Origin of the sequence: Nakamurella sp. (assembly GCF_048594475.1) — a bacterium.
Classification (GTDB): domain Bacteria; phylum Actinomycetota; class Actinomycetes; order Mycobacteriales; family Nakamurellaceae; genus Nakamurella.
Map to the genome: position 1 here is coordinate 1 of NZ_JBMDXT010000549.1, position 11,145 is coordinate 11,145.

The 11,145-nt window shown below is 73.8% G+C and carries 12 protein-coding genes; 11 read left to right on the forward strand and 1 reads right to left on the reverse strand.

Translation table 11 applies throughout. The annotated features are described in order from the left end of the window. The 3 genes from ACOJUF_RS24685 to ACOJUF_RS24695 all read left to right on the forward strand — a co-directional run. A partial coding sequence (locus ACOJUF_RS24685; RefSeq protein ID WP_420124452.1) for a DUF5998 family protein occupies positions 1-460 on the forward strand: 460 nt, incomplete at its 5' end. Positions 461-586: 126 nt separating this feature from the next. Continuing rightward, complete coding sequence (locus tag ACOJUF_RS24690; RefSeq protein WP_420124453.1) at positions 587-1,720, forward strand: alkaline phosphatase family protein; 1,134 nt, start codon at positions 587-589, stop codon at positions 1,718-1,720. Between the two features lie 56 nt (positions 1,721-1,776). Further along, the gene (locus ACOJUF_RS24695) at positions 1,777-2,175 is read left to right on the forward strand and encodes a VOC family protein (protein ID WP_420124454.1); all 399 of its coding nucleotides are present in this window, start codon (positions 1,777-1,779) and stop codon (positions 2,173-2,175) included. Between the two features lie 52 nt (positions 2,176-2,227). Here the strand turns inward: ACOJUF_RS24695 and ACOJUF_RS24700 are convergent, their stop codons facing one another. After that, positions 2,228-3,613, reverse strand: coding sequence for an MFS transporter (locus ACOJUF_RS24700; protein WP_420124455.1), 1,386 nt, complete (start codon positions 3,611-3,613; stop codon positions 2,228-2,230). Between the two features lie 78 nt (positions 3,614-3,691). Here ACOJUF_RS24700 and ACOJUF_RS24705 point away from each other — a divergent pair, with 78 nt between their 5' ends. The 8 genes from ACOJUF_RS24705 to argG form a co-directional block, all read left to right on the forward strand. Then, entirely contained in the window at positions 3,692-4,348 is a 657-nt protein-coding gene (locus ACOJUF_RS24705) for a helix-turn-helix domain-containing protein (protein ID WP_420124463.1), read from the forward strand. Positions 4,349-4,392: 44 nt separating this feature from the next. Continuing rightward, entirely contained in the window at positions 4,393-5,424 is a 1,032-nt protein-coding gene (argC, locus tag ACOJUF_RS24710) for an N-acetyl-gamma-glutamyl-phosphate reductase (RefSeq protein ID WP_420124456.1), read from the forward strand. Continuing rightward, positions 5,421-6,593, forward strand: a complete 1,173-nt coding sequence (gene argJ, locus ACOJUF_RS24715; protein ID WP_420124457.1) for a bifunctional glutamate N-acetyltransferase/amino-acid acetyltransferase ArgJ — start codon at positions 5,421-5,423, stop codon at positions 6,591-6,593. Before argC ends, argJ begins: the two co-directional genes overlap by 4 nt. Beyond that, positions 6,590-7,531, forward strand: coding sequence for an acetylglutamate kinase (gene argB / locus ACOJUF_RS24720; protein WP_420124458.1), 942 nt, complete (start codon positions 6,590-6,592; stop codon positions 7,529-7,531). Before argJ ends, argB begins: the two co-directional genes overlap by 4 nt. Further along, the gene (locus ACOJUF_RS24725) at positions 7,528-8,730 is read left to right on the forward strand and encodes an acetylornithine transaminase (protein ID WP_420124459.1); all 1,203 of its coding nucleotides are present in this window, start codon (positions 7,528-7,530) and stop codon (positions 8,728-8,730) included. The genes argB and ACOJUF_RS24725 overlap by 4 nt, the downstream gene beginning before the upstream one ends. Then, entirely contained in the window at positions 8,727-9,662 is a 936-nt protein-coding gene (gene argF, locus ACOJUF_RS24730) for an ornithine carbamoyltransferase (RefSeq protein ID WP_420124460.1), read from the forward strand. The genes ACOJUF_RS24725 and argF overlap by 4 nt, the downstream gene beginning before the upstream one ends. Before the next feature lie 20 nt (positions 9,663-9,682). After that, a complete protein-coding gene (locus ACOJUF_RS24735) occupies positions 9,683-10,171 on the forward strand; it encodes an arginine repressor (protein WP_420124461.1) in 489 nt (162 codons plus the stop codon). Between the two features lie 114 nt (positions 10,172-10,285). Beyond that, a partial coding sequence (gene argG, locus ACOJUF_RS24740; RefSeq protein ID WP_420124462.1) for an argininosuccinate synthase occupies positions 10,286-11,145 on the forward strand: 860 nt, incomplete at its 3' end.

Sequence of the window (11,145 nt, forward strand, 5' to 3'; positions counted from 1 at the left end):
GACCACCTTCGACGTCGACACCATCCGGCGGCACCTGTCCGTGGTCGTGCTGACCCAGGGCCGGCTGATCTTCGTGCACGCCGACGACCACAGCGCCGACGAGGAGCACGGGGACGAGAACCACGGCATCGCCACCAGCGAATCCGTGCCGCTGTCGTCGGTCCGATCGGTGATGGTGACCCATGTGGTGCCCAAGCCCGAGCGGTACCGGCGGGGCAAGCTCGGCCGCGAGCTGACCGTGACCATCGGCTGGGGCGCGGTGTCCCGCGTCGACCTGGAGCCGGCGACCTGCGGCGACCCCAACTGCGAGGCGGACCACGGGATGACCGGCAGCATCACCGCCGACGACCTGTCCCTGCGGATCAGCGCCGACGCCGAGGGCGAGGGTGCCCTGCGGGACGGCATCACCTTCGCCAAGGCCCTGTCGGCGATGACCGCGGCCGCCGCCGTCCGCCGCTGACCCGCGCGGATCAACAACCCCGGCGCGGATGATCTCGTCGACTCCCGTCCCACCCGTCACATCCGGGGTGGTTTCGTCCGCGCGGCGGTCCCCGTCGGAGGCGCCCCGGCCGGGACGGCTCCGACGGTGAGCGCGGACTGGCTCGTCCCCCGGTACGACGGGACCGCGCTGGGCGCCCTGCTGCCCGGGGTCGCCGCGGCGATGGGGCACGAGATCGGCCTGCCGGCGGTCGACCTGCCGCCGGCCGAGCGGGTGTGCGTGGTGCTGCTCGACGGGCTGGGGCACCGGCTGCTGCTCGAACGGGCCCGGCACGCGCCGTTCCTCGGCTCGCTGCTGCGTGAGGACGGTGCCCTGGTGGCCGGCGGGCCGAGCACGACGGCGACGTCGATGGCCTCCTTCGGCACCGGCCTGCCGCCGGGCCGGCACGGGCTGGTCGGCTACGAGGTGATGGACCCGGCGCGGGGCGAACTGCTCAACGAGCTGCGCTGGCACCCGGGGACCGATCCACTGGCCTGGCAGCCGTACCCGACGGTCTTCGAGCACCTGGCCGGCCGGGGGGTGCCGGTGACCCAGATCGGCAACCCGGAGTTCTACGGCTCGGGCCTGACCGTCGCCGCCCTCCGCGGGGCCGACTTCATCGGGCTCGGGCGGCTGCACGAGCGGGTCGACGCGGCCGCCGAGCGGCTGCGCGGTCCCGGCCTTGTCTACCTCTACTGGGCCGACATCGACGCGGTCGGACACGTGCACGGGTGGCGCTCGCCGCAGTGGCGGCGCACGCTGCGCGCCGTCGACCGCGAGCTGGCCCGGCTGGCCCGCCGGCTCCTCCCGGGCACGCTGCTCGTCGTCACCGCCGACCACGGCATGGTCGACGTCCCGCATCCGGACCGGCTGGACCTGGCCACCCGGCCCGGGCTGTGGCCGCGGTTCCGGGTGCTCGGCGGTGAGGGCCGGTTCGCCCAGCTCTACTGCGCGCCCGGCACCTCCGCGGATGCGGCCGCCGAGCTGGCCGGGCAGGTGAGCCACTGGGTGGGCGAACGCGCGGAGGTCCGGACGCGGGCCGCGGCCATCGAGCAGGGCTGGTTCGGCCCGGTCGACCCCCGGGTGCGGGGCCGGATCGGGGACGTGGTCGTCGCCGGCCGCGAACCGTTCACTTTGATCGACTCGCGCACCGCGAGCCGGCACGTGCTGTCGCTGGTCGGCCAGCACGGCTCGCTCACCCCGGCCGAGCAGCTCGTGCCGCTGCTGGTGACCGTGGTCTGAGCCGGCCCGGTCAGGCCCCTGTGATGCCGGCCGCCGGATGCGGCACGATCGGCGGCATGGACGTGCTCGCCAGCCGGATCATCCTGCGACCGCGGGACCCGGCCGCCACCCAGCGGTTCTACCGGGACGACCTGGGGCTGGCGATCGCCCGCGAGTTCGGCCCGCCCGACGCCCCGGCGGTCGTGTTCTTCGCCGGCCCGACATTGATCGAGGTCTCCGGCCGGGTCGACGAACCGGGCCGGGCCGGCATCGCGATCTGGCTGCAGGTGCGCGACGTGCGGGCCGAGGTGACCCGGCTGGCCGGTCGGGGGGTGCCCATCGTCCGGGAACCGCGGGAGGAGTTCTGGGGGCTGATCGAGGCCTGGATCGCCGATCCCGACGGCACCCCGATCGTGCTGGTGCAGGTGCCCGCCGACCATCCGCTGCGCCGGGACACCCGCCGGTTCGACGACTGATTGGGCAGCTGATTCGGCGACTGATTCGGCGACTGGATCAAGACCTGGATCGTCACCCGGGCCGGTCGGCCCCGGACCGGGCCCGGGCGGCGAACCGGCTGGCCAGCGCGGCGCCGGCGGTCAGCGCCGCGGCGGTCAGGAACGTCAGGCGCCACGCCGCTGGCCGCCCGTCGGCCGCGGCCGGGTCCACCGAGCCGACGGCGCCGGTGAACACCGCGCCGAGGGCTGAGGCCCCGGTGATCAGCCCGAGGTTGCGGGACAGTCCGAGCAGGCCGGCGGCCGTCCCCCGGTGCCGTTCGGCCGTGCGGTTGAGCATGGCCGTGGTGTTGGCGGCCAGGAAGAGCTGGTAGCCCGGCGTCAGGACCAGCAGCGCCGCCACGTAGCCGACGACGCCCCACCAGACGGGGAAGAAGGCGAGCGCGAGCGCCCCGGCCGTCAGCATGACGAGCCCGACGGTCACCGTCACCGAGGCGCCGGCCCGGTCGACCAGGCGCCCGGCCGGGATGCCGGTGCCGGCCGAGATGACCGGCCCGACGGCCATGATCGCGCCGATGGCGGCCACCGGCAGGTGCAGCGCGTCGGCCAGGAAGAACGGTCCGACCACGAGCGTGGTCATCATGACGGCGGCGACCACGACGTTGGTCCCCAACCCGATCGCGACCGCCCGGGACCCGAGCACCCTCATCGGCACGACGGGGTGCGTCGACCGGGTCTCGACGAGCACGAACGCGGCGGTCAGCAGGGCCGCGGCGACCAGCAGCGGGCCGGTCGGCCAACGGTCGGTGGGCGCGGTCAACGCCAACCCGTACAGGGCTGTCGCCGCGATGAGCAGCCCGGCGCCCGGGCCGTCGAAGCGGACCGGTCGCGCGCCGGGCGAGTCGCCGACGGGTCCGCGCGCGACCAGAACCAGAGCCAGCAGCCCGACCGGCACCATGGCCAGGAACGGCGCCCGCCAGCCACCCAGGCCGATGAGCAGCCCACCCAGGGCCGGTCCGGCCGCCGTGCCGACCGCCGACGTCGTGCCGAGCAGGCCCATCGTCCGGCCGACCCGTTCCGGTCCCGCGGTGGCCCGGGCGATGGCCAGCGGCAGGGCGGTCATCACGGCGGCCCCGACACCCTGGACCCCGCGGGCCGCGACGAGGACGCCCAGACCGGGGGCGCAGGCGCCGGCCAGGGCCGCGCCGCCGAACAGGGCCAGGCCGGCGAGCAGCACCCGCCGGTGGCCCAGACGGTCGCCCAGATCACCCACCGCGACACTCGTCGCGGTCATCCCCAGCAGGTAGGCGACGACCACCCAGCGGACCTGCCCGGGCGACGCGTCGAACGCGACCGCCAGCTCCGGCAGGGCCACGTTCGCTGCGCTGGTGCCGACCGACGCGGCCAGCACCGCCAGCCCCATTCCCGCCGCCCCGGCCGCCGCCGGCGATGTCCTCGTCATGGTCGAAGGGTGCGCGGGCGCCGCCGGCGACCGCAACGAATGTTGCCGGAACTGGGACGGACTGGTCGGATGGACCGTATGCACCCGCCACCCGAAACGCCGGCCGGTCGGGCGACCCGACCGGCCGATCGACCCGCCGATCGACCCGCCGACGGCCTCGCCGCCGCGCTGCACGCGGTGGGGCCCCGGTTGCAGGCCGTGCGGCAGCGGCGCGGACTGTCCCTGGCCGCGGTCGCCACGGCCACCGGCATCTCCACCAGCACCCTGTCCCGGCTGGAGACCGGTCGGCGTCGGCCGAGCCTGGAACTGCTGCTGCCGCTGGCCCAGGTCTACCGGGTGCCGCTGGACGACCTGGTCGGTGCCCCGGAGACCGGTGACCCCCGCGTGCGGTTGCGCCCCCGCCGGGTCAACGGGCGGATCGTCATCCCCCTGGCCCACCAGCCCGGCACCCCGCAGGCCTGGAAGATCCTCGTCCCTGGTCATTTCGCCGACGTCGACCTCAAGACCCACGAGGGTCATGAGTGGCTGTACGTGCTGGCCGGACGGATGCGCCTGGTCGTCGGTGATCGGGACGTGGTCATGGGGGTCGGCGAGGTCGCCGAGTTCGATACCCGGATCCCGCACTGGTTCGGCAGCACCGGCGAGGGAGATGCCGAGATCCTGAGCATCTTCAGCCCGCAGGGCGTCCGGGCCCATGCCCGGGGACCGAGCGGTGAGCCCGACCCCCCTGCATGACTATGCGATGTGCTGTATTGTCAGCGCTTCCGAGGGAGGAACTCATGACATACCGGGTGGCGGTCGCCGGAGCGAGCGGGTACGCGGGCGGCGAAGCCCTGCGCCTGCTGCTGGCGCACCCCCAGGTCGAGATCGGGGCGGTGACCGCGCACAGCAACGCCGGGGACCCCCTGGGTGCGCATCAGCCGCACCTGACCCCGCTGGCCGACCGCATCCTCGAGCCGACCACCGTCGAGGCCCTGCGCGGGCACGACGCGGTGATCCTGGCCCTGCCGCACGGGCAGTCGCACGAGGTGGCCGCCCAGCTCGGTCCGGACACGGTCGTCGTCGACTGCGGGGCCGACCACCGGCTGGAGGATCCGGCCGCCTGGGCGCAGTTCTACGGCGGTGAGCACCCTGGCACCTGGCCCTACGGCATCCCCGAACTCCCCGGCCACCGCGAGCGACTGCGCGGCGCGCGGCGGGTCGCCGTCCCTGGTTGCTACCCGACCGGCGCGTCCCTGGCCATGGTGCCGGCGTTGACAGCCGGCCTGGTCCGGCCGGACGTGGTCGTGGTCGCCGCGTCCGGGACGTCCGGAGCCGGCAAGGCGCCCAAGACGAACCTGATCGGCTCCGAAGTGATGGGCGCGGTCTCCGCCTACGGGGTGGGGGGTGTGCATCGGCACACCCCCGAGATGATCCAGAACTTCGGCAAGGCATCCGGGGAGCCGGTCACCGTCTCGTTCACCCCGCTGCTGGTGCCGATGCCGCGCGGCATCCTGTCCACCGTCAGCGCGCCGGTCGCGCAGGCCGGCGTCACCGCCGACGAGGTCCGGGCGGTCTACGAGAAGGCCTACGGTGACGAGCCGTTCGTCCGTCTGCTGCCGGCCGGGCAGTGGCCGACGACCGCGTCCACCCTCGGCGCGAACACCGTCCACCTGCAGGTCGCCGTCGACGCGGCCGCCGGCCGGGTGATCGTCATCTCGGCCCTGGACAACCTGACCAAGGGCACCGCCGGCGCCGCCGTGCAGTGCCTCAACCTGGCCCTCGGCCTGCCGGAGACGACGGGCCTGCCGACCGTAGGAGTTGCGCCATGAGCTGTACGAGCCCGCAGGGGTTCCGGGCCGCCGGCGTCACCGCCGGCCTGAAGGCGTCCGGGAAGCCCGACGTCGCCCTGGTCGTCAACGACGGTCCCCGCTTCGACGCCGCCGGGGTGTTCACCGGCAATCGGGTCAAGGCCGCGCCGGTCCGCTGGTGCCAGGCCCTGTTCTCCGCCGACGAGGGGCCGGGTGCCCAGCTCGCCGCGGTCATCCTGAATTCCGGCGGCGCCAACGCGTGCACCGGCGCGGAGGGCTACCAGGACACGGTGACCACCGCCGAGCACGTCGGTTCGGTGCTGAGCCTGCCGGCCCGGCGGGTGGCCGTGGCGTCCACCGGGCTGATCGGGATGCGGCTGCCGATGGACCTGCTGCTGGCCGGCGCCGGCGAGGCGCACCGCGCGCTGTCGGCCCGCGGCGGCGCCGATGCGGCCGTCGCCATCATGACGACCGACACCGTGCCCAAGACCGTGGTGGTCGACGGCCCCGGCTTCACCGTCGGCGGCATGGCCAAGGGCGCCGGCATGCTCGCTCCCGGCCTGGCCACCATGCTGGTCGTGCTCACCACCGACGCGGTGGCCGACGGTGCCACCCTGGACGGCGCGCTGCGGGCGGCGACCCGGGTCAGCTTCGACCGCCTGGACTCCGACGGGGCGATGTCGACCAACGACACCGTCCTGCTGCTGGCCTCCGGCGCGTCCGGCACCGAGCCGAGCGCGGAACAGCTCACCGCCGCGGTCACCCGGGCCTGCACGGACCTGGCCGAACAGTTGCTGGCCGACGCCGAGGGCGCCACCAAGGAGATCCGGATCGAGGTGCGCGGCGCGGTCACCGAGGACGACGCGGTCGAGGTCGGCCGGCTCGTCGCCCGGAACAACCTGGTCAAGACCGCGTTCTTCGGGCAGGACCCCAACTGGGGGCGGATCCTCGCGGCGGTCGGCACCGCCGGCCCGCACATCGAGTTCGACGCCGACGCCATCGACGTCGCCCTCAACGGCGTGCAGATCTGCCGGGCCGGCGGCGTCGGCGACGACCGCGACCTGGTCGACCTGCGCGGCCGGCAGGCGCACGTGGTCATCGACCTGCACGCCGGCACCGAGACGGCGACGGTGCTGACCAACGACCTGTCGCACGCCTACGTGCACGAGAACTCGGCGTACTCGACATGACCGGCGCCGCGTCCGCGTTCGAACCCCGCGAGCTGTCCCAGCTGGCGACCGCGCAGCAGCGCGCCGAGGTGCTGGCCGACGCCCTGCCCTGGCTGCGCCGCTTCGCCGGGCAGATCGTCGTCGTCAAGTACGGCGGCAACGCGATGACCGACGAGACCCTCAAGCGCGCGTTCGCCGCCGACATGGTGTTCCTGCGCACCGTCGGGTTGCGCCCGGTGGTGGTGCACGGCGGCGGGCCGCAGATCAGCGCCATGCTCAAGCGGCTGGGACTGACCGGTGAGTTCAAGGGCGGGTTCCGGGTGACCACCCCGGAGACCATGGACGTGGTGCGGATGGTGCTGGTCGGCCAGGTCGGCCGCGAGCTGGTCAACCTGATCAACTCGCACGGCCCGCTGGCCGTCGGCATGTCCGGCGAGGACGCCGGCCTGTTCACCGCCGCCCGGCGGCACGTGCTGGTCGACGGCGTCCCCACCGACGTCGGGCTGGTCGGCGACGTCGTCGAGGTGAATCCGGCCGCCGTGCTCGACCTGGTCGACGCCGGCCGCATCCCGGTCGTCTCGACCGTCGCCCCGGACGCCGACGGCGTGGTGCACAACGTCAACGCCGACACCGCCGCCGCCGCCCTGGCCGTCGCGCTGGACGCGGCGAAGCTGGTCATGCTGACCGACGTCGAGGGCGTGTACGCCAACTGGCCGGACCGGAACTCGCTGCTGTCCCGGATCGGCGCGGACGCGCTGGAGGAACTGCTGCCCCGGCTGGAGTCGGGCATGGTGCCCAAGATGGAGGGGTGCCTGCGCGCGGTGCGCGGGGGAGTGGCCGCCGCGCACGTCATCGACGGCCGCGTCCCGCACGCCGTCCTGCTGGAGATCGTCACCACCGAGGGCGTCGGGACCATGGTCCTGCCGCATCTGGAACCCCACCTGGAGCACCCGAAATGAGTCCGGCCACGAGCAACGAGCAGGCCGCCGCCCGGTGGCAGCACGCGTTGATGAACAACTTCGGCACCCCGCCGATTGAGCTGGTCAGCGGGCACGGCGCGGTCGTCGTCGACGCCGAGGGCCACGAGTACCTGGACCTGCTCGGCGGGATCGCGGTCAACGCCCTCGGCCACGCGCACCCGGCGATCGTGCGGGCCGTCAGCGAGCAGATCGCCACCCTGGGCCACGTCAGCAACTTCTTCACCCACCCCGCCGTGCTGGAGCTGGCCGAGAAGCTGCAGGACATCAGCGGGGCCGGCGAGTCCGGGCGGGTGATCTTCGCCAACTCCGGCGCCGAGGCGAACGAGGCCGCGTTCAAGATGGCCCGGCTGACCGGCCGGCCGACCATCGTCGCCGCCGACGGCGCCTTCCACGGCCGAACCATGGGCGCGCTGTCCATCACCGGTCAGCCGGCCAAACGTGCGCCGTTCGAGCCGATGCCACCGGGTGCCGCGTTCGTGCCCTACGGCGACGTCGACGCGCTCGACGCGGCGGTCGACGAGCGGACCGCGGCGGTGTTCCTGGAGCCGATCCTGGGCGAGGCCGGCGTCGTGCCCGCCCCCGACGGCTACCTGGTCGCCGCCCGCAAGATCACCGCCGAGCGCGGCGCGCTGCTGGTCCTGGACGAAGTGCAGACCGGCATCGGCCGCACCGGAACCTGGCTGGCGCACCAGCGTTTCGGCATCGTGCCCGACGTCGTGACGCTGGCCAAAGGGCTGGGCGGCGGCCTGCCGATCGGCGCCGCCATCGGTTACGGGTGGGCCGCCAACCTGCTCCAACCCGGCCAGCACGGCAGCACCTTCGCCGGCAACCCGGTCTGCGCGGCCGCCGCCCTGGCGGTGCTGCGGACCATCGAGACCGATGGACTGCTCGATCATGTCGCCACCCTGGGCAAGCACATCGCGACGGCCGTCGAGGATCTCGATGATCCGCGGATCGAGAAGGTCCGCGGTCAGGGACTGCTGCTGGGCATCGTCCTGACCGACCCGATCTCGGCCCCGGTCGCCGCGGCCGCCCGGGACCACGGGTTCATCGTCAACGCCCCGGCCCCGGACGTCATCCGGCTGGCCCCCCCGCTCATCCTGACCACGGAGCAGGCCGACTCCTTCGTCGCCGCCCTGCCCGGCATCCTGGACACCGCCATCGAGGAGACGACATGACCAGCGCGCCCGTCCGGCACTTCCTGCGGGACGACGACGTCACGCCGGACGAGCTGATCCAGATCCTGGACACCGCCGACGCCTTCAAGAAGGACCGCACCGGATACACGCCGCTGGCCGGCAAGGCCGTCGCCGTGGTGTTCGAGAAGAACTCGACCCGGACCCGGCTGTCCTTCGAGGTCGGCATCGCCCAGCTCGGGGCGCAGCCGGTGATCGTGGACGGCCGCACCAGCCAGCTCGGCCGGGAGGAGACGATCGAGGACACCTCCCGCGTGCTGTCCCGGTTCGTCGACGCGGTCGCCATCCGCACGTTCGCGCAGGGCCGGATCGACGCCCTGGCCGGCGTGTCCAGCGTGCCGGTGATCAACGCGCTGACCGACGAGTTCCACCCCTGCCAGGTGCTGGCCGACCTGCAGACCATCCGGGAGCGCAAGGGCCGCCTGGCCGGTCTGACCATGACCTACCTCGGCGACGGTGCCAACAACATGGCCCACTCGCTGATGCTCGGCGGCGCCAACGCCGGCATGACCGTCCGGGTCAGCGCGCCCACCGGCTTCGACCCGCACCCGCAGTTCGTCGACGCCGCCCGGGCCCGGGCCGCGCAGACCGGCGGCGGGGTCGAACTGATCGCCGACCCGCAGGCCGCCGCCGACGGCGCCGACGTCCTGGTCACCGACACGTGGGTGTCGATGGGGCAGGAGAACGACGGCCTGGACCGCATCGGCCCGTTCCGGCCGTACCAGATCAACCCGGCCCTGCTGGGCCGGGCCGGCCAGGACGCGATCGTGCTGCACTGCCTGCCCGCGCACCGCGGTTTCGAGATCACCGACGAGGTGATCGACGGGCCGGCGTCCGCGGTCTGGGACGAGGCCGAGAACCGGCTGCACGCGCAGAAGGCACTGATGGCGCTGCTACTGACCGGCTTCCGCTGACCGGGCCGGCCGGCGCACCCGTGAACCCGCTGGCGACGAAGGCGGCCCGGCACGGCCGGATCACCGAGCTCATCCGGGACCACCCGGTGCGCTCGCAGACCGAGCTGATGGCGCTGCTGTCGGCGTCCGGGGTGACCGTCACCCAGGCCACCCTGTCCCGGGACCTGGAGGAACTGGGTGCGCTCAAGCTCCGCGGGGTGGACGGCGGGCCGCCGGTCTACCGGATCCCGGAGGACGGCACCCCCCGGCCGATGGAGGGCGGCACGGATCGGCTGGCCCGCCTGCTCGGCGAGCTGCTGCTCTCGTTCGACGGATCGGCCAACCTGGCCGTCCTGCGCACCCCGCCGGGCGCCGCGCAGTACCTCGCCTCGGCGATCGACCGGGCCAGCCTGGCCGACATCGTCGGCACCATCGCCGGCGACGACACCATCCTGGTCGTCGCCCGGGACGGCCGGACCGGCCTGGAGGTCGGCCGGCTGCTGGCCGGCCTGGCCGCCGGCGACACCTGACCACCCGGCCCCCCGCGCACCGGGCCACCCGGCCCGCCCGGGCCCCGGCCGGCCAGCAGCCGGCGGGTCCCGCCCGCACGACCACCGTCACCCGCACAGATAGGCTCCCTGCTCGTGTCCAAGGTTCTTGAATCCCTGCCCCAGGGCCAGAAGGTCGGCATCGCGTTCTCGGGAGGGCTGGACACCTCGGTGGCCGTGGCCTGGATGCGCGAGAACGGGGCGGTGCCCTGCGCGTACACCGCTGACCTGGGCCAGGCCGACGAGCCCGACCTGTCCGGCGTCCCCGGCCGGGCGACCGAGTACGGCGCCGAGATCGCCCGGATCGTCGACTGCCGGGCCGGCCTGGTCGAGGAGGGCTTCGTCGCCCTGGCCTGCGGCGCGTTCCACATCCGCTCGGCCGGGCTGACCTACTTCAACACCACCCCGCTGGGCCGCGCCGTCACCGGGACCCTGCTGGTCCGGGCAATGGCCGACGACGAGGTCGACATCTGGGGCGACGGCTCGACCTACAAGGGCAACGACATCGAGCGCTTCTACCGGTACGGGCTGCTGGCCAACCCGCGCCTGCGGATCTACAAGCCCTGGCTGGACACCAAGTTCGTCACCGAGCTGGGTGGCCGCACCGAGATGAGCGAGTGGCTGCTGGCCCGCGACCTGCCGTACCGGGCGTCGGCGGAGAAGGCGTACTCGACCGACGCCAACATCTGGGGAGCCACCCACGAGGCCAAGCGCCTGGAGCACCTGGACGCCTCCGTGGAGATCGTCCAGCCGATCATGGGCGTGCGGTACTGGGACGAGTCCGTCGCGATCGCCACCGAGGACGTGACCCTGGCGTTCGAACGGGGCCGGCCGGTCGCCATCAACGGCGTGGAGCTGGACCCGGTCGCCCTCGTGATCGAGGCCAACGCCATCGGCGGCCGGCACGGCCTGGGCATGAGCGACCAGATCGAGAACCGGATCATCGAGGCCAAGTC

Coding starts and splice junctions, on each gene's coding strand:
- ACOJUF_RS24695 (WP_420124454.1), top strand. CDS start 1,777: ATGGACGTGCTCGCCAGCCGGATCATCCTGCGACCGCGGGACCCGGCC.
- argC (WP_420124456.1), top strand. CDS start 4,393: ATGACATACCGGGTGGCGGTCGCCGGAGCGAGCGGGTACGCGGGCGGC.
- argF (WP_420124460.1), top strand. CDS start 8,727: ATGACCAGCGCGCCCGTCCGGCACTTCCTGCGGGACGACGACGTCACG.
- ACOJUF_RS24725 (WP_420124459.1), top strand. CDS start 7,528: ATGAGTCCGGCCACGAGCAACGAGCAGGCCGCCGCCCGGTGGCAGCAC.
- argJ (WP_420124457.1), top strand. CDS start 5,421: ATGAGCTGTACGAGCCCGCAGGGGTTCCGGGCCGCCGGCGTCACCGCC.
- ACOJUF_RS24705 (WP_420124463.1), top strand. CDS start 3,692: ATGCACCCGCCACCCGAAACGCCGGCCGGTCGGGCGACCCGACCGGCC.
- ACOJUF_RS24700 (WP_420124455.1), bottom strand. CDS start 3,613: ATGACGAGGACATCGCCGGCGGCGGCCGGGGCGGCGGGAATGGGGCTG.
- argB (WP_420124458.1), top strand. CDS start 6,590: ATGACCGGCGCCGCGTCCGCGTTCGAACCCCGCGAGCTGTCCCAGCTG.